This is a genomic window from Staphylococcus croceilyticus, assembly GCF_002902575.1.
GTDB classification, from domain to species: Bacteria; Bacillota; Bacilli; order Staphylococcales; family Staphylococcaceae; genus Staphylococcus; species Staphylococcus croceilyticus.
This window is the reverse complement of the sequence record NZ_PPRD01000044.1, coordinates 1-17,632: the sequence shown is the minus strand read 5'-3', so window position 1 is coordinate 17,632 and position 17,632 is coordinate 1. Positions and strand designations below refer to the sequence as shown.

Sequence of the window (17,632 nt, the reverse complement as noted above, 5' to 3'; positions counted from 1 at the left end):
TTATTAACATCTTACAATAAAGTGCCAATCATGGGCCTTTTTTATGGAATTTTATTAGTGTTGCACTTAATATTACAATTCGTCAAATGAAAAATATAAAAATGCACTCCATCAAGATATAAGACTAGAGTGCTATGTTAAATGTATAGTATTATAGCAATTATAATTGAAGTATTAAAGAAATAAAATGAATTAAAATCAAAAGGATAACGTCACATATATTTGACAATAGTTAAGGTGAGTCGTTATGCTTTAAATAAATGGGAGCTTGAAAGAAGTGAGGGAAAGTGAATAACGTTAAAAAATATCGAGGTGTAAGTAAAATATCCCAGTTAGAACTTGCACGTTCAGTTGGCGTCTCACGTCAAACGATTAATATGATAGAGAACAATAAATATAATCCTTCATTGAAGTTATGTATTAATATTGCGAAGACATTGGGCGTAACATTAGACGATTTATTCTGGGAGGGAGAAGATGACAGAGACGGATGAAAGGATAAGCGAAAAATATCAACTCATTAAAGCTAAACATGGCATTATTAGTTTAAATTTTTTAGGTGCGATAATGTACTTTGAAGCAATGAGCGATGTTGAAAGATCATTTTTATCTCCATTACTGATTGGAAGTCTATTAATTCTAATCGTAATTATGTGTAGGCTAACTATTCATAAAGAAACTGCGGACGACTTGTTTATCTATGTTAAAACGCATGAAGATAAAAGAAAACTGAATCGCCAATCTAAATTTAAACGTTTCTGGTTTTGGTTAATGTGGGTCATTTTTATTATACTTATTACTAATTTTATCGTACCACTGATTTATAAAGGACATATTGAATGGGAGATAAATCCATTTCTTTTTATTCTTTTTCCAATTTATTTCATTAATTTTATGTTAGATAATGATAAGCGAATTCAAATAACTGAGCAATATGTACCTAGCATTGAAGAAAGAGAAGCTAATCCTAAAGGAATTTTAAGACTTATTCCTAATTATCGATTTGCTGATGAACAGCAAAAACAAACGATTATTAATACTTATGCATCAAACTATATTTGGATAGTTATTGCTCTAACTATTATTGTGATAATTGATTGTGTAGTGGAATTATTTATGCATCACTGGCCTATTGGATCTATTATTACAATGTTATTTTTAGTGATTTCAGGAATAATATTAGCTATTCAATTCTATCGTCTTAACAAACAATTTCGTTAATAAATATAATAAGAAAACGCTATCTACAAAAAATATTTTATAGATAGCGTTTTCATTTTTTAATTTATATAAAATGTATGGAATATTAATAAGAAAAGTGTAACAATATGTATGTGAAAAAGTCAGTGCTTAAAATTAATTAGATAAAGAGCGTTACGAGTTGATACAATACAACTAACAAAGTTCATTGTATCGGAGGATATAGAAATGCTTTATTCCATCTTTATCTTTTTATTAGCAGGTTTCTGTGAAATTGGTGGTGGCTATCTAATTTGGTTGTGGTTAAGGGAAGGACAATCAGGTTGGTTAGGATTTATAGGAGGTGTCATACTCATCATGTATGGTATCGTCGCTACATTTCAGTCATTTCCAACTTTCGGGCGTGTTTATGCAGCTTATGGCGGCGTCTTTATTGTCATGAGCATAGTATGGGCATATGTTATTGATAAACAAGCGCCAGATAAATACGATTTAATTGGCGCATTAATTTGCATCATAGGTGTACTTGTGATGATCTTACCGAGCAGAGCCTGATTAAGCGTGTTAAGAGGGAGACGTAAGTAATGAAAGTTGAAGTAGAGAATCAAAATCACGGTATTGACTTAATTAAAATTGACAACGAAGAAACAAATATTGTATTTACGAATTATGGTGCACGTATTGTGTCATGGAAATATCATGATAATAATATCATATTGGGCAATAGAGTTGAGGCGGATGAATTCTACCCTCAGAACCCTTATAACTTTGGAGCTACAATCGGACGATATGCAGGGCGTATAGGTAATGCATCATTTACATTAAATAATCAAACGTATCAGCTTGAAGCAAATAATGGACCACATCATCTTCATGGAGGCAGCAATGGTCTCGATAAACGTTTATTCGATTATGAAATTAAAGATAATATCACGAATGTTAAGATTATTTTTACTACTCAATTACAATCGAAAGAAGATGGTTATCCAGGGGATATGACGATTAAAGTTATACATACGTACGATATGGAACATAGATGGACGATTGAATACGAAGGTCAATCTAATGAAGATACCTTATTCAATCCAACCAATCATGTGTACTTTAACTTGAATAGAGATAACAATGTCATAGATAATCACAAACTTACAAGTAGTAAATTGAATATGTACCCAATCGATGACACTCATTTAATTTCAAATACTCAAACAATTGATTTAATAGATATTTTTAAGAGTGATAGTATTTACTTTAAAGATATTTTTTCTTCTGACAATTCATTAATTGCTGAACAGGTTCAAGCTCATAATGGGTTAGACCATCCTTTTGAAATTGGCAATCAACAACTTCTTATTGAAAATAATGAATTTGCGCTAGATGTTGAAACAACAATGCCTAATGTGGTTGTTTTTACGTTTAATCATACGTCAGATTGGAAGAGTGATTTCAATATTTATAAAGCACATTCAGGTGTCGCTTTAGAAACACAATTTTTACCGAATGACATTAATATTGATAGAGCGCAAGCGAAATCAATCTTAAAAGCAAATGAGAAATTCTATTCAAAAACGATTTACCATATTGCTGAAAAGAAAGAACAATAAGACAAAAACTCTGACTAGTTAAGAATGAGAAATTCATTTCTATTTAACTAATCAGAGTTTTTTATTTACGTCCTTTAACCGCAACACTACGCATTTTTTCTAACTTTTCAATTCGCTGTGGCGATAAATATGGGTTTTGAAGTGCATAGTTTAAACGTTCTAAATTTTTACGATCATTATAATAGATATCTTTGAGTTCTTGGACAGACAATCGCGTATCAGTATCAGCCAATTGAACGAGTTCTAAATTGTCGTCTTCCTTCACAAAGCCTTCTTGAATGACTCTAAAGTAGAACCCCGTCTTTCCAGATGATGACATTCGTTTGACTAAATCTGGTATGCCATATTTCGTTTGAACTTTCCAACAAGGTTCACGAATTTCTGATACTTCGATTGTCGCTTCACCCAAACGGTACTGATTGCCGAAATACACATCAGACTCATCTAAATCTTCTATTGTAAGATTTTCGCCAAACATCGCATACTCGGGTAAGTGCGTGAGATCTTTTTTATACATGGCATAATTTGCTTTACTAAAGCTACACACTGCTTTATGAGGCCCACCATGGTCTTTATACGCTTGTTCATCTTCTACAAATCCTAAAGTAGATAACCACATTTTTCCTGAAAATGGGGCTTTATTCAAAGCAGAAAGCATTTGACGCTTTTGTCCATAATCTAAGTCTTCAATCTTTCCAGTAGAAATTGCATAGATAGAAATCATTGATGTCCCTCCTCATACTGTTTTAAGCAAAAGTTTACTATAATTCTTTTGAAAAGATAAGCGATAATCATTAATAAATATCTACAAGTGCTATATATTTTTTAGTATGTCATGTAAAATAGTGAGTAAGTAAACATGTAAAGGGGTCTCAGTAAACATGAAAGATTCACAAGAGCTTAAACGTATGACAGTTGATGATGCTGTTGCTCAAATTGCAGATAATATGATTTTAGGTATTGGTACAGGCAGCACTATTGAATTACTTATTCCTAAAATTGCAGAACGTATAAAAGATGAACAACTCAATATCACAGGTGTCTGTACATCTAATAAAAGTGAATATCTTGCCAAACAATTGAATATGAATATTGTAGATATTAACGATGTTTCGCATGTAGATTTAGCGATTGATGGCGCAGACGAAGTAGACCCGCAGCTTAACTTAGTAAAAGGTGGCGGAGGTGCGCTATTTAGAGAAAAAGTCATCGATGAAATGGCCGAACGCTTTGTTGTCTTAGTCGATGAAGGGAAAATGGTAGACTACTTAGGTCAAAACTTTAAGTTACCTGTCGAAGTAGATAAATTTAATTGGTTACATACTACTAAAAAAATTGAATCTTACGGTAAGATTCAAACTGAACGTCGCATGAATGGTGATGTTCCATTTATTACAGACAACGGCAATTATATTATCGATTGTCAATTAAATGAAAAAATAGACCCTTACGAATTCCACGAATTCCTCATTCATCTAACAGGTGTCTTAGAAACAGGCTATTTCTTAGACGTCACAGACCAAGTCATTGTAGGTACACAACAAGGCGTACAAATCATAAATAAATAACACATGAAAAATAGAAATGAACAATATATATCCACCGTGACAATTGTATAAATAAATTCTAAAACTAATAATAGCTCATAAAGGAATTAGAATTATTGATGATGTATATTTTTTATATTTATTAAAATAGTTTTTAGATAGATTACGAAGTGTAGTTGTGAAGACTCCTGGCTTTTTTTCATATTGAACACAAGTGCAAATGCACTTGTGTAAGGCGTTCTAAGATAGATAACGAAACGTAGTTGCGTAGACTCCTAGGGAAGCAGTGCCAGTCGAAGACTACAGGCTGAGACGGCACCCCTGGAAAGCTTAGCAACTTAAGTGAGTGAGTATCTATCTAAGAACGTCCTTACAAGACTACAGGCTTGAGCCTTTGCCACTGGAAAGCGAAACAACTAAAACGAGTAAAACCTACATAACTAATAAAGCCACTTCATAGCGAATAATGAAGTGGCTTTTTTAACGAACTATTTACTTATTTTTAGTGCTGTCGATTTTATCTTTAGCACTATCTACTACTGATGAATGTCTATCATTCTCGTAAGAAGCACTTTCTTTTAAATTCTCTTTAACGCTTGAAGTACTATCAGTATCAGATAAATGATTATCTTTTTCATGACGCGTAACTGAGCCTTCCTTTTCAGAAGCAAAATTGTCATCGTCATTCATATGATCTAAGTAATTATTTGGTTCAACTTCATCTAAAGATTGGTTCGTGTTTCTATAGAAAATGAAGTGAACAATTAAACTTAATAAGTAAAAGACAATCGCAACGATGGTTGTACTTAAAGCAATTACTTTCATTGAGAAGACATCGCCAAGCTCTTCACTAAATAAGAACACTTGCGCAAATGTCATCGCTGCATGGAAAATCACCGCAATATAAATTGTACGGCCTCGTGTAGCACGAATAAGTTCACCAACAATCATTGAGAACATAAACGTGTAAAGGAAATGGTATGCAGCGTATTCAGTACCATACGTCGTATTCGCCGTCCATACAGAATACATTAAACCAACGATAATAGAAGCGAAAAATGTATTTACTTTAGTTTCCGTAATATTTTGAATATAAGAACGGAAACCAAACTCAGCGAAGAACGCCATAACGATATGTCCAATTAAAATAGTAAATACTGAAACTGATAAATCAGAAGCTTGAAGTAAGATGAAACTGTCCGCAAATGCATTAAAACTGAACATACCAATAATGAAAATAATTAAAGGTAAAATTAATGCAAGTAACATACGTTCCACTACTCTGATATTAACTGATAATTTCAAACCAGCAAGTTGTACAGGTTTATTTTTAAAAGCCAGGATACAAATTACTGCAGCTATAGCAGGTGCTAAATTTCTAATATCAAAAACAAAACGTTTAATACCGATTGTAGCTTGAAAATCTCGTAGGATAATGGATAGCGCCATTGTTACAACGAAAAATACGAAGATTGTTAACGCCCATTGAAATCCTGAAATACGATTCGTCTTCATTTATGTAACCTCCATTAGGGTAACCGTATAAACTCTTTCTTTAACATTATACATATTACTTGGGTATAAATAAATTGTCCATTTTAAATATCATTAAAATGTAATAGTCTTGAATTATTTTTATCTTATTGAAAACAATTTTTAATGTCTTAAAATGTTTGGAATTGGGTATCAAACAAATATAAAGCTATAATGACATAATTGAATTAAATAATGTATGATTTAAATATAATATTTATTTTTTAGGGGGCAACTCAATGTATACACTAGGTAATCCAAAACTATGGACAGGCAGAATTGATAGTGAAACTGATCCAAAGCAATTTAGACATTTTCAAACAGTAAAAGTTGCTAATTTAGAAAAAATGGATATGAACGAAGATAAATCGGGTGTAGGTTTATTAGGCTATGCCGTTGATAAAGGCATAGAATTAAATAAAGGTCGAGTAGGTGCGAAAAAAGGACCAGATGCAATAAAACGAGAATTTGCTAAATTGCCTGATTTGAGTGAATGTGAAGCGGTAATTGATTACGGAAATGTCGAATATAAAGATGGCGAACTTAGTGAAACGCAACAAGAGATGGCTAAATTATCAGCTCAAGTGATTAAAAATCATAATCAAACCTTTTTAATTGGTGGTGGACATGATATTGCCTATGCGCAATATTTAGCTACAAGAGAAATTTATCCTGATGCCTCTATCGGTATTATTAATATTGATGCACACTTTGATACACGTCCAGATGAAGCACCAACTTCAGGAACGATGTTTAGACAAATATTAGATAAAGATGAACGTGCAGATTACTTAGTGCTTGGATTAGCGCAAGGTGGTAATACACGAGCGTTATATGATTATGCAGATGAAAAAGGCATAATATACGTGTATGCAGATGAATTATTGCATCAAGTTTCCCCGACGATTAAAGACAAAATTGAACGATTTATACATGACCATGATACGATTATGTTTACGATCTGTATGGATGTGGTTGATAGTGCTTTTGCGCCAGGTGTGAGTTCACCGAGTGTCTTAGGTTTATATCCACATTCAGTATTTGATATAGGAAAACGTGTAATTTTAAGTGAGAAAGTTTCTTCTATTAGTATTGCAGAAACTAATCCTGATTATGATGTGGATAATCGTACGTCAAGATTAGCTGCTAATTTAATTCATCACTTCCTTGTGTAGTGAATTATTTGAAATTCTTAAGTGAATGTTACTTATTTTGTTGCAATACTTGGTTTTGAAAAGTAGTTCTTAGATAGATATTCACTTGTTTAAGTTGTGTCGCTTGCCTAGGGGGCTGGGTCGAGCCACGATCTTGTAAAGCAGTTCTTAGGTAGATATTCACTTGTTTAAGTTGTTGCGCTTTCCAGGGGTGCCGTCTCAGCCTGTAGTCTTCGACTAGCACTGCTCCCCTAGGAGTCTTCACAACTACACTTCGTAATCTACCTTAGAACTACTTACGTAAGTGTTTGAACACTTGCGTTCATCAATAACTCTAAATCCCTTAGGCGTCACTCAACTACGTTTCGTTATCTATCTTAGAACGCCTTACACAAGTGCACTTGTGTTCAATATAAAAATAAAAAACGCCAAGAGTTTCGCAATGGCATTCGCTATTCATCTTAGAACTACTTACACAAATGTTTTTACGCTCATTAATTTATTGCTTTTAATAACTCTCATAACAAAACAATTTATTATATTTAATTTCAGTCGCTCTTTTATGAAAGGGTGGCTTATTTAATGTAAGATTGGGATAAATAATAATTGAAAGAAAAGTTTGACAATTGTGATACGATAAAGAAAAAGAGGTGAAGCACGGTATGATAGAATATAAAGATTACGTTCAATGGCGTCGTTTATTTCATCAATATCCGGAAGTGTCTAATAACGAACATGAAACAACGAAGCGCTTAAAAGAAATATTAAAAGAATACGATATTAAAATTATCGATATTCCGCTTGAAACAGGGTTTGTCGCAGAAGTAGGTGAAGGTGAACCCTGTATTGCAGTGCGTACAGATATAGATGCGTTACCAATCAAAGAACAAGTAAGCCATGATTTTGCATCTTCTAATGAGGGGGTTATGCACGCTTGTGGACATGACATTCATATGGCAAGCATTTTAGCAGTAGCGACACAATTAAAAGCACAAGAACCTGATTTAAAAGGGCGAGTAAAGTTCTTATTCCAACCTGCTGAGGAAGTAGGCACTGGTGCGCTAGCTATGGCGGAAACTGATGTACTAGATGATGTCAAAGCTATTGTAGGTTTCCATAATTATCCAACTTTAAATGTAGGGGAATTTGCGATAAAGTCTGGTCCTATAACGTCAGCCGTAGATCGATTTGAATTTAAAATTCGTGGAAAAGGTGCGCATGCTGCTAAACCAGAACAAGGCAATGATCCAGTTATGGTGTTAGGTCAACTTATCACTAGCTTACAAACGATAGTGAGTCGTAATTTGTCTGCCTTCGATAGCGCAGTGGTTACGATTGGCGAAGTATCTTCGGGTAATACGTGGAATGTCATTGCTGATAATGCTTATGTTCAAGGTACTGTGCGTTCATTTAAACCAGAAATTCAAGAAAGAATTAAACAACGTATGACTGATATTTCGAAAGGACTTGAACAGCTTTTTAATGTAGAGATTGAGTTAATTTATACGCATTTGCCACAAGCTGTAATTAATGATGAGAAATTAACTGAACAGGCGATTGAAGCGGCTAAGAAGGTCGGTTATAACGTTATTGAATTAGATGAACCCTATACTATTGGTGAAGATTTTTCAGGATTGTTGGCTAATCATCCTGGTGTTTTTGCGTTTATTGGTTCTAATAGTGCGTACGACTTGCATCATCCTAAGTATGATCCTGATGAACGTATTTTGGAAAAGGTGCCTGAGTACTTTATTACGTTGGTTCATCAATTACTTGATGAGTACGCATAAAAGGTGTTTGTTGGTATAGAATATGTCATTTTCGAGCGCTGTTTGGTTCTGCATTTTCAAAAAGAATGATTAAAAGGGCTATGAAGTTGGGTAGATAGTGAGTGATTATTCTATAGGAGATGATTTAACATGGGTGCACAAGATCCAAGAACGAAATTTAAAACGTCAGATTATGAGAAGCAAGAACAACCTGTACCAGGTTTACAATCTAAATTAACGCCGCAACCAGATTGTGGTGAGGAATCATATGTAGGTCACGGACGTTTACAAGATTATAAAATGTTAGTGACTGGAGGCGATTCGGCAATTGGACGTGCAGCTGCGATTGCTTATGCGAAAGAGGGCGCTGATGTGGCAATCAACTATCTTCCGAGTGAAGAACAAGATGCGCAGGAAGTTAAGGCAGTGATTGAGAAAGCAGGCCGTAAAGCGGTGCTTATTCCAGGTGATGTACGTGATGAACAATTTAACTATGATTTAGTAGAGAAAGCGCATGATGAACTAGGCGGATTAGATAATGTGACTTTAGTAGCAGGTCATCAACAATATCACGATGACTTAAAAGGTTTCGATACAGAATCTTTTAAAGAAACATTTGAAACGAATGTTTATCCAGTCTTCTGGACAGTACAAAAAGCTTTAGATTATTTACAACCAGGCGCTTCAATTACAACAACGTCATCTGTTCAAGGTTATAACCCTAGTCCAATTATTCATGACTATGCGGCATCTAAAGCTGCAATCATTTCTTTAACAAAAAGTTTCTCTGAAGAATTAGGTGAAAAAGGAATTCGTGTAAATTGCGTTGCACCAGGACCATTCTGGTCACCACTTCAAATTAGTGGCGGTCAACCACAATCAGCTATTCCTAAATTTGGTCAAGAGACACCATTAGGTAGAGCGGGTCAACCAGTTGAGTTATCTGGTACCTATGTATTGCTTGCTTCTGAAGAGTCAAGTTATACCACTGGACAAGTATTTGGTGTAACAGGCGGTATTCAAATCGATTAATTCATATATTTGAAGTCAATGCGAGAGTTGTTAATGCTCTCGCTTTTTTAATTGAAGAGAACGTGCAAAGCTACTTGGTGGGAAATTCGCATTTCAACGAGCTGATACATACTTAACGCCATTATTTAAGGCTAATCTATGTAATTTTCATGAAAATAGGTTGACGTAAATTTAGTATTCTTGTAATTTTAAAGTTAAATTGATGTCAGATTATAGAAAGTAGGTCAAATATGGAAGATAGGAAGAAAGGCAATGCCTGGGCATTACTTCCTTTAGTATTATTTATAGCTTTATTCTTAGGTGTAGGTACTATTACAGGTGATTTTACAAGTATGCCACTTAATGTGGCAATAACGATTACAGTTATTGTTGCTTTATTAATGAATAGAAAAGAAAAGTTTGTAGACAAAGTTGAGATTTTCACAAAAGGGGCAGGCCATTCTAATATCATTTTAATGGTATTTATATTTATTCTTGCTGGTGCCTTTTCAACGACCACTGAAAAAATGGGTGGCGTAACGTCTACAGTTAATTTAGGTTTATCCCTTATCCCTCAAAATTTGATTATTGTAGGACTATTTATCATATGTATGTTTGTTTCTATCTCAATGGGGACTTCTGTTGGTACAGTAGCAGCTATCGCTCCTGTTGGTTTCGGCTTTGCGCAAGCGACTGATATTTCTGCTGCGTTAGCGATGGGTACCGTTGTAGGTGGCGCGATGTTCGGCGATAACTTATCAATGATATCAGATACAACAATTGCGGCAGTCCGTACGCAAAAAACTAAAATGAGTGATAAGTTTAAAGTGAATTTTTGGATTGTATTACCTGGTGCAATATTAACTATTATAGTGCTTTTCTTCTTAACCAATGGTATAACTATTGATCACTCAAAAAGCTACGACTACAATTTAGTGAAAGTCATTCCTTATGTGTTAGTCTTAATCTTAGCACTTGTCGGTGTTAATGTTATCATTGTATTAATTGGTGGTACATTATTATCAGGTTTGATTGGTCTTATAGATGGTTCTTTTGGCTGGCAAGGTTTATTAAAAGCAGTGTCTGAAGGTCTTATGAGTATGGAAGACATTGCGATTATTGCTTTACTTATTGGCGGCTTAGTTGGTATTATTCAACATAATGGGGGCGTTGATTGGTTACTTAATTTCGTAAGATCGAAAGTTAAGTCTAAACGTGGCGCTGAGTTTGGTATCGCCGGCTTAGTAAGCGCAGCGGATATTGCGACAGCAAATAATACGATTTCAATCATTATGGCTGGTCCTTTAGCAAAAAATATTGCTGATGAATATGATGTTGATCCTCGTAAATCGGCTAGCTTACTTGATATCTTTGCAGGCTGTTTCCAAGGGTTCTTACCTTACAGTCCTCAAGTCATTGCCGCTGCTACAGTAGCAAGTGTATCACCATTTAGTGTGATGCCTTATTGTATTTATTCAATTATGTTAGGCGTATGTGGTGTCGTTGCTATTATTGTGCGCTATCCAAGAGTTAAACCTAAAGCTTAATGTAATTATTTTGATGAGTTAGTTTATTTTTTTATTTTCGAAAATGAAAAACAAATAATTTACACATTTCAATAGTTGAAAGTTTGGTACTATTTATAAATGCGTTAAAATAAGAGTAAGAGTGAAAGTAGGTGAAGCAAGTGGCAAAGTATAACGTGGAAAATGAACATGTTGAAATTCATATTGAACGCTTATTAAAATATTCGCCAGAATTAGTGTATCAAGCATGGACAGACGTTAATTTATTAAAACAATGGTTTATGACAACGCAACGTACAAATAAAGTATTTGATGCAGACATTCATGAAGGCGGCCAGTATCGTATTGTAGATGCTCGTAATGGCAAACAAAATGTAATTCAAGGTAAATATGAGGAATTAGTCTCAGATGAATATATTAAAATGACTATTGGTATGCCTGAGTTAAGCGATAATGAAGATGTGATTGAAGTAGAATTTGAAGAGCGTGAGTCTGGTGGAACACAAATGTTCTTCTTTTATCAATCTTTAGTTGAAAAAGAGCGTCGCTTGACAGCGTTAGAATATAAACATAAGAAAAAAGAATATCATGATGCAACTGTACATGGTCTAGAATTAATGTTTGATAAAATGCATGAAGTTCTACATCAGTACGTTGAAGATAATGGATTATTATAATTAATAAGCGCCGAATAGATAGCTATTCGACGCTTATTTTTTTAAGGGCAGGGTTACGCTAGTTCACCTTTCTCTTTGCGTTCATTATATTTACGTAATAATGTTTCAAAGAAAATATGGTAATTAATGAAACTAGAATAATCTGTCCCGTCGTATAAATAGAATGTATTACTTGCGACATAAACATTGTAATTGGCATGTTGTGCAAGCGTATTGTCTTTCATAGTAGTCACAGAAATAAAGTACTTTTGACGAAGTTGAAGTAAATTCGTCACGTCACTAAGCTGAGCCGTTTCACCAGATAAAGAAATGATAAAGAACAAATCTTCATCTACTGAATGGTTAAGTACCATTTTTATTTCATGCTCATCGTGTAACACGATTATATTTTTATGCATCGTTAATAAAATTCGTTGTGCTTCTTCAGCTACATTCCTCTGAGCACGTCCTGTGCCATACAAATAAACCGTAGAGGAATGATTAATTTTATCTGTTAACAAATTATAATCAACACGGTCTAAATAATTAAAGGTTGTTTCAATTTCTTGTTTGAAAGCATCTATGGAATCTGTGGGTAATTGACTCAATGATTCGCTTTCAAATTTCAAGTATGATTTAAAATCACTATAGCCATCGAAGCCGAGTTTACGCGTAAAGCGATGTATCGTAGCATTAGATGCATGCGTATATTGAGAAAGTTCGTGGATTTTTAAAGTTTTACATTTATTGATATTGGTATTAACGAAATGTGCAATTTGGAGGTCGTTATCATTTAGTTTGTCGAAATTGGCATTTACTCTTTCATCTAATAGCACAATTACACCTCTAATTCTTTCTGAAAATATTTTCACTCATAGAAAACTTAAACTGATTATACAAAAATATTTCAAAATCAGTCAACGACGTTGTGTATATGAAAGCGTTTACTATAATATAAAACTAAGTTATTAAGAAAACGCTTTATATATTTATAGTTAAACAACATAGATAAGAAAGATATGGGGGGAAAAATATGAATGCTATTAAACGTTTTGGGAGCGCAATGATAGTTCCCGTATTAATGTTTGCATTTTTTGGGATTGTATTAGGATTTGCAACACTCTTTAAAAACCCAACCATTATGGGTGGGTTAGCTGATCAACATACATTTTGGTTCAAATTCTGGTCAGTGATTGAATCAGGTGGTTGGGTTATCTTCAATCACATGGAAATCGTCTTCGTAGTTGGTTTACCATTATCACTAGCTAAAAAAGCGCCCGGACATGCGGCGTTAGCAGCATTAATGGGATACTTAATGTTCAATACATTTATTAACGCGATTTTAACTCAATGGCCACATACATTTGGCGCTAACTTAGAAAAAGGTGTTGAAAATGTAACTGGATTAAAAGCAATTGCTGGTATTCCAACATTGGATACAAATATCTTAGGCGGTATTATTATTTCAGCAATTGTGACTTGGATACATAATAGATATTACAGCAAAAAATTACCTGAAATGTTAGGCGTATTCCAAGGTTTAACGTTTGTAGTAACGATTTCATTCTTTGTAATGTTACCAATTGCTGCAATTACTTGTGTTGTATGGCCAACAATTCAAAGTGGTATTGAATCAATGCAACACTTTATCATTGCATCAGGTTATATCGGCGTATGGTTATATCACTTCTTAGAACGTGTATTAATTCCAACAGGATTACATCACTTTATTTATGCGCCAATTGAGGTTGGACCAGTCGTGGCTAAAGATGGCTTAAAAGCAGAATGGTTCAGACACTTAAATCAATTTGCTGAAAGTAGCAAACCATTAAAAGATCAATTCCATTACGGATTTATGTTACAAGGTAACGGGAAAGTATTCGGTGCTATAGGTATTGCTTTAGCAATGTACTCAACAACACCTAAAGAGAATCGTAAAAAAGTGGCAGCATTATTAGTTCCTGCAACTTTAACTGCAGTCGTAGTAGGTATCACTGAACCTTTAGAATTTACGTTTTTATTCATCGCACCATATTTATTTGTTATCCATGCTTTATTGGCAGCAACAATGGATACAATCATGTATGGCTTTGGTGTTGTAGGTAACATGGGTGGCGGTTTACTAGATTTCATCGCTACTAACTGGATTCCGTTAGGTCAAAATCACTGGATGACTTATGTCGCACAAGTTGTTATTGGTTTAATCTTCTCAGCAATTTACTTCTTCGTATTTAGATTCTTAATCTTAAAATTTGACATTCCATTACCAGGTCGTCGTGCTGAAGAAGAAGTGAAACTATTTTCTAAAAAAGATTACAAAGAGAAAAAAGGTGAAGGAAATACTGATAATTCAGGTTTCACTCCAAGCAATGAATATGAAGCGAAAGCACATTACTATTTAGAAGGTTTAGGTGGAAAAGAAAACATTAAAGATGTGACTAACTGTACAACACGTCTACGTTTAACCGTAAATGATGAATCTAAAGTAGAAGATAGTGGCTACTTTACACATGATCAAATGGCACATGGCTTAGTCAAAAGCGGTAAAAATGTACAAGTTGTAGTGGGTATGACAGTACCTCAAGTACGTGAAGCATTTGAACATCTTGTTTATAATGAAAATGATAAAAAGTAAATCAAAGTACTATAAATAGAAAAGTCTGAGATATAACCCTTAGAAAAATAGCCAGTAAATGAATTTATAAGTTCATTTACTGGCTTCTTTATTTGCATTAATATGTATTGTTGGCTCGTTCACTAGAGAGATATAGTCTTGTAAAGTAGTTCTAATATAGATGTTCACTCACTTAAGTAGGGGGGCGTCTCTAAAGAAATTCTTAGATGAATATTTACTCATTCTGTTGCAGTGCTTGCCTAGGGTACAGTTTCAGCCAGAAATTCCTCACAAATAAATTTGTGGGAATTTCTAAGGTCTTCAACTTGTACTGTTCCCTCAGGCGTCACACAACGTCATTCGTAGTTCATCTTTAGAATTTCTTACCTAAGTGCTTTAGCACTTAGGTTCATTAATAGTCAACATATGAGTCTTGGCAACTACATATCGTTATCTATCTTAGAACTATTTATGTTCAATAATAATTATCATAAAAGTCTCGCCAAAATATGATTTATTCATTTGTAAGTTTATATCTGAAATTAAAAAAGACAAATTCTATATCATTTAATAGAAATTGTCTTTTTAATTTAATTACTTATTTTATGTCATAATCATGTACGCTTTATAATGTGTTTCTTTCATTAAGAAATGTTTGCTTTATGCATTACATGTGTTTTATACGTAGCTGATAGAATATCAATATTGCGACAAGCGATAGTTTGTAATAGCTTAGTGAAAACTTCAGGTGGGCAGCATACGCTTGCACAGTTATTGTTTAATGTATATTTAATATCAAAGTGATTTGAGAAATAAGTCATAATATCAATTACTTTATCTTTAATAAATGCATCTTGGAGGCCATCAATAGCGACATCGAATCGTTTAGAAGATTGATAAGATTGCTCTGAATCTAATAGCGTATTTAAACGCTTAGGTGAAAGTATTTGGTAAATTGAGAATTGATAAAAACTTAAAAAGCTAATGAAGTAGGGAAGCTGTTGTTTAGGCAAGCTTACTTCTAAAGCTGGAATATTATTGTGTTTAATAATAGAGTATTGAAAAGAGTCGCAAAACTTAACGTCTTTGCAAACTTTGATTAAATTTTTTCGAGTTGATCTAGATTTCAAACCTACAATGTTGATAATGTAAGTTTCGAATTTATCTAACAACATGCAATGACCTCCTAATTTATTGATTATATGTAGAACGCATTTAGTTATAAAGACTTAAATTATCGTACGCCGTTCATTAATACACACTGATTGTATCACTCTTTTTGAATATTATCACTAGGACTTTCGAACGAAATTTAATTTAATTCTTCTGTAATATAATCGTAATCGTATTTAAACTTATAAGTATAATTACACAATATTTATTTAAATTTTCAGATTTTAATTATACATAAGTTTTATCTTTTAATTTTCGAAAAATGAAGCATGAACTGGTTTATTGCATATGTTAAACTTAACTATAATTGTTAAGTTTAAAGGAGCAATCATATGTATAAAGCAGTCGTATTCGATTTCGATGGCACTATTATTGATACTGAAAAACATTTATATGAAATCATTAATAAACATTTAACGCATCATAAAGTTGAACCTGTGACATTAGAATTTTACCGCAGTCATATTGGTGGGCATGCCCAAGGGTTGCATGACTATCTTGAAAATCAAATAGGGCAGGATAATAAACAAAAAATTTACGATGAACATAATCAAACAAGTCATGAACTTGAAATGATAGAAACCATCGCTAAGTTAATGGCATATTTGAAGCAACGTCATATTCCTATGGCGATAGCGACAAGCAGTTATAAAAAAGATATTTTACCTACTGTGCAAAAGTTAGGATTAGATAATTATATTGATGTAATTGTTGGTCGTGAAGATGTAGAAGCGGTGAAACCAGATCCAGAATTATATTTAACTGCAGTGCAACAGCTTAACTATTCACCAGCACATTGTTTAGCTATCGAAGATTCAGCCAATGGTGCCACAGGAGCTACAAATGCAGGCCTTGATGTGATTATTAATACAAATGAAATGACTGAAGCACAAGATTTTTCATCTATTCCATATGTTGGTAAAGATTTAAACTTTGATGAAATTATTTCTCGCTTTTTTGAAAAGGATAAGGAGTAAGGGTATATGTCTTGGCAAATTATCGTATTCTTCTTAGCCGGACCCGTTATTATTGGCATTGGTAATTTAGTACTAGGACCTATATTTAGTAAGCATATTCCATTTAAAATACAGCTTCGTTCATTTATAGTAGGTACAATTATTTATTTAGTATTAGCAGCAATAGGTTATTTTCTACTATTACAAGGTAGAATTTAAAAAATCAGCCTTAACATCATTTCGTACACATATGAAATGATGTTAAGGCTTTTAATATAGCTTTTAAATAATTAATTTTAAAATAATAGTGACTACTAATAGTACAATCAGTATTAAATCAATACCTACCATTATAGTAAAACGTGTGCTTTTTACTCCTTGAGATTGAGCTTGTTTCATTGCTTTATAGTTAGGAATTAAACTAAGCAATAGTAACACTATAATTAAGACAATACCTATCATTATCGACATTAACGCATACCTCCATTTCTGTTCTCAATGATTTCCCATATAAATCCAGCAATAAGATCTACAACTAATCCGATTATCACACCAATTTGAATAGTGAAAAATAATGCCCCAATAATTAAGAAAATGACTATTGAAATAGGTAGCGTTATTCCAAACTTAATTTTGCGCGCATCAGAATTAAAAATTGAAAAAACGATAATATATAGTACAAAAAAAGTTAACATTGCTAATAATGTTCTAATAAGCAAAGGGCTTATCGTATCATGTTTAGCTGAAAAATAATTTAATAAGAAAAATATAATACCAAAGAATACGGTTAATGTAGCACTCTTTTTTACTAATGCTTGCATTTTAATATGCTCCCTTAATTAATCTATGAAGAGTATAACATATTCTATTTTTACAAAAACGATATATC

The 17,632-nt window shown here is 33.3% G+C and carries 19 protein-coding genes; 13 read left to right on the top strand and 6 right to left on the bottom strand.

Translation table 11 applies throughout. From position 1 onward, the window contains the following. The first annotated feature begins 287 nt into the window (after positions 1–287). The 4 genes from CD128_RS06725 (at position 288) to CD128_RS06710 (ending at position 2,804) form a co-directional block, all read left to right on the top strand. Positions 288–494 (top strand): helix-turn-helix transcriptional regulator, encoded by a 207-nt coding sequence (locus CD128_RS06725; protein WP_103329254.1) that lies wholly within the window; start codon positions 288–290, stop codon positions 492–494. After that, positions 478–1,221: a hypothetical protein gene (locus CD128_RS06720; protein ID WP_103329253.1), complete on the top strand. Its 744-nt coding sequence runs from the start codon at positions 478–480 to the stop codon at positions 1,219–1,221. Before CD128_RS06725 ends, CD128_RS06720 begins: the two co-directional genes overlap by 17 nt. A gap of 207 nt (positions 1,222–1,428) precedes the next feature. Continuing rightward, positions 1,429–1,755: a YnfA family protein gene (locus tag CD128_RS06715; protein ID WP_103329252.1), complete on the top strand. Its 327-nt coding sequence runs from the start codon at positions 1,429–1,431 to the stop codon at positions 1,753–1,755. A gap of 29 nt (positions 1,756–1,784) precedes the next feature. Further along, entirely contained in the window at positions 1,785–2,804 is a 1,020-nt protein-coding gene (locus tag CD128_RS06710; RefSeq protein WP_103329251.1) for an aldose epimerase family protein, read from the top strand. A 61-nt stretch (positions 2,805–2,865) separates the two neighbouring features. On the opposite strand, the gene CD128_RS06705 is transcribed toward CD128_RS06710, so the two are convergent. Next, positions 2,866–3,528, bottom strand: a complete 663-nt coding sequence (locus tag CD128_RS06705; protein ID WP_103329250.1) for an MOSC domain-containing protein — start codon at positions 3,526–3,528, stop codon at positions 2,866–2,868. Between the two features lie 157 nt (positions 3,529–3,685). On the opposite strand from CD128_RS06705, the gene CD128_RS06700 reads away from it, so the two are divergent. Continuing rightward, positions 3,686–4,372, top strand: a complete 687-nt coding sequence (locus CD128_RS06700) for a ribose 5-phosphate isomerase A (protein ID WP_103329249.1) — start codon at positions 3,686–3,688, stop codon at positions 4,370–4,372. A gap of 471 nt (positions 4,373–4,843) precedes the next feature. On the opposite strand, the gene sdpC is transcribed toward CD128_RS06700, so the two are convergent. Beyond that, positions 4,844–5,866, bottom strand: a complete 1,023-nt coding sequence (gene sdpC, locus CD128_RS06695; RefSeq protein ID WP_103329248.1) for a peptidoglycan release complex CPBP-like subunit SdpC — start codon at positions 5,864–5,866, stop codon at positions 4,844–4,846. A gap of 257 nt (positions 5,867–6,123) precedes the next feature. Between sdpC and hutG the strand changes: the two genes are divergently transcribed. From hutG to CD128_RS06665, 5 genes are all read left to right on the top strand, one after another. Then, on the top strand, positions 6,124–7,059 hold the full coding sequence (hutG, locus tag CD128_RS06690) for a formimidoylglutamase (RefSeq protein WP_103329247.1): 936 nt from the start codon (positions 6,124–6,126) through the stop codon (positions 7,057–7,059). A gap of 641 nt (positions 7,060–7,700) precedes the next feature. Beyond that, positions 7,701–8,828, top strand: coding sequence for an amidohydrolase (locus tag CD128_RS06680; protein WP_103329245.1), 1,128 nt, complete (start codon positions 7,701–7,703; stop codon positions 8,826–8,828). A gap of 129 nt (positions 8,829–8,957) precedes the next feature. Further along, entirely contained in the window at positions 8,958–9,839 is an 882-nt protein-coding gene (locus CD128_RS06675) for an SDR family oxidoreductase (RefSeq protein ID WP_103329244.1), read from the top strand. 230 nt (positions 9,840–10,069) lie between these two features. Continuing rightward, positions 10,070–11,365 carry a Na+/H+ antiporter NhaC family protein gene (locus CD128_RS06670; RefSeq protein ID WP_103329243.1) on the top strand — a complete coding sequence of 432 codons (1,296 nt, stop codon included), beginning with the start codon at positions 10,070–10,072 and terminating at the stop codon, positions 11,363–11,365. A gap of 140 nt (positions 11,366–11,505) precedes the next feature. Beyond that, the gene (locus CD128_RS06665) at positions 11,506–12,021 is read left to right on the top strand and encodes an SRPBCC family protein (RefSeq protein ID WP_103329242.1); all 516 of its coding nucleotides are present in this window, start codon (positions 11,506–11,508) and stop codon (positions 12,019–12,021) included. 53 nt (positions 12,022–12,074) lie between these two features. On the opposite strand, the gene CD128_RS06660 is transcribed toward CD128_RS06665, so the two are convergent. Continuing rightward, the gene (locus CD128_RS06660) at positions 12,075–12,836 is read right to left on the bottom strand and encodes a MurR/RpiR family transcriptional regulator (protein ID WP_103329241.1); all 762 of its coding nucleotides are present in this window, start codon (positions 12,834–12,836) and stop codon (positions 12,075–12,077) included. A gap of 197 nt (positions 12,837–13,033) precedes the next feature. Here CD128_RS06660 and CD128_RS06655 point away from each other — a divergent pair, with 197 nt between their 5' ends. After that, entirely contained in the window at positions 13,034–14,635 is a 1,602-nt protein-coding gene (locus CD128_RS06655) for an alpha-glucoside-specific PTS transporter subunit IIBC (RefSeq protein WP_103329240.1), read from the top strand. Positions 14,636–15,258: 623 nt separating this feature from the next. On the opposite strand, the gene CD128_RS06650 is transcribed toward CD128_RS06655, so the two are convergent. Continuing rightward, entirely contained in the window at positions 15,259–15,789 is a 531-nt protein-coding gene (locus tag CD128_RS06650; protein ID WP_103298629.1) for a hypothetical protein, read from the bottom strand. 330 nt (positions 15,790–16,119) lie between these two features. Here CD128_RS06650 and CD128_RS06645 point away from each other — a divergent pair, with 330 nt between their 5' ends. Together CD128_RS06645 and CD128_RS06640 are read left to right on the top strand one after the other, a co-directional pair. Next, positions 16,120–16,764, top strand: coding sequence for an HAD family hydrolase (locus tag CD128_RS06645; protein WP_103329239.1), 645 nt, complete (start codon positions 16,120–16,122; stop codon positions 16,762–16,764). A gap of 6 nt (positions 16,765–16,770) precedes the next feature. Beyond that, positions 16,771–16,962, top strand: a complete 192-nt coding sequence (locus CD128_RS06640; RefSeq protein ID WP_103329238.1) for a hypothetical protein — start codon at positions 16,771–16,773, stop codon at positions 16,960–16,962. Positions 16,963–17,025: 63 nt separating this feature from the next. Here CD128_RS06640 and CD128_RS06635 read toward each other — a convergent pair whose 3' ends face one another. Further along, a complete protein-coding gene (locus CD128_RS06635; RefSeq protein WP_103329237.1) occupies positions 17,026–17,214 on the bottom strand; it encodes a hypothetical protein in 189 nt (62 codons plus the stop codon). After that, positions 17,214–17,564, bottom strand: a complete 351-nt coding sequence (locus CD128_RS06630) for a hypothetical protein (RefSeq protein WP_103329236.1) — start codon at positions 17,562–17,564, stop codon at positions 17,214–17,216. The genes CD128_RS06635 and CD128_RS06630 overlap by 1 nt, the downstream gene beginning before the upstream one ends. Positions 17,565–17,632 lie beyond the last annotated feature (68 nt).

Bases quoted from the DNA above. Each gene is read 5' to 3' on its own strand.
- CD128_RS06675 (WP_103329244.1), top strand. From the start codon at position 8,958: ATGGGTGCACAAGATCCAAGAACGAAATTTAAAACGTCAGATTATGAG.
- CD128_RS06650 (WP_103298629.1), bottom strand. From the start codon at position 15,789: ATGTTGTTAGATAAATTCGAAACTTACATTATCAACATTGTAGGTTTG.
- CD128_RS06635 (WP_103329237.1), bottom strand. From the start codon at position 17,214: ATGTCGATAATGATAGGTATTGTCTTAATTATAGTGTTACTATTGCTT.
- CD128_RS06630 (WP_103329236.1), bottom strand. From the start codon at position 17,564: ATGCAAGCATTAGTAAAAAAGAGTGCTACATTAACCGTATTCTTTGGT.
- CD128_RS06680 (WP_103329245.1), top strand. From the start codon at position 7,701: ATGATAGAATATAAAGATTACGTTCAATGGCGTCGTTTATTTCATCAA.
- CD128_RS06645 (WP_103329239.1), top strand. From the start codon at position 16,120: ATGTATAAAGCAGTCGTATTCGATTTCGATGGCACTATTATTGATACT.
- CD128_RS06710 (WP_103329251.1), top strand. From the start codon at position 1,785: ATGAAAGTTGAAGTAGAGAATCAAAATCACGGTATTGACTTAATTAAA.
- CD128_RS06655 (WP_103329240.1), top strand. From the start codon at position 13,034: ATGAATGCTATTAAACGTTTTGGGAGCGCAATGATAGTTCCCGTATTA.
- sdpC (WP_103329248.1), bottom strand. From the start codon at position 5,866: ATGAAGACGAATCGTATTTCAGGATTTCAATGGGCGTTAACAATCTTC.
- CD128_RS06670 (WP_103329243.1), top strand. From the start codon at position 10,070: ATGGAAGATAGGAAGAAAGGCAATGCCTGGGCATTACTTCCTTTAGTA.
- CD128_RS06705 (WP_103329250.1), bottom strand. From the start codon at position 3,528: ATGATTTCTATCTATGCAATTTCTACTGGAAAGATTGAAGACTTAGAT.
- CD128_RS06720 (WP_103329253.1), top strand. From the start codon at position 478: ATGACAGAGACGGATGAAAGGATAAGCGAAAAATATCAACTCATTAAA.
- hutG (WP_103329247.1), top strand. From the start codon at position 6,124: ATGTATACACTAGGTAATCCAAAACTATGGACAGGCAGAATTGATAGT.
- CD128_RS06715 (WP_103329252.1), top strand. From the start codon at position 1,429: ATGCTTTATTCCATCTTTATCTTTTTATTAGCAGGTTTCTGTGAAATT.
- CD128_RS06700 (WP_103329249.1), top strand. From the start codon at position 3,686: ATGAAAGATTCACAAGAGCTTAAACGTATGACAGTTGATGATGCTGTT.
- CD128_RS06640 (WP_103329238.1), top strand. From the start codon at position 16,771: ATGTCTTGGCAAATTATCGTATTCTTCTTAGCCGGACCCGTTATTATT.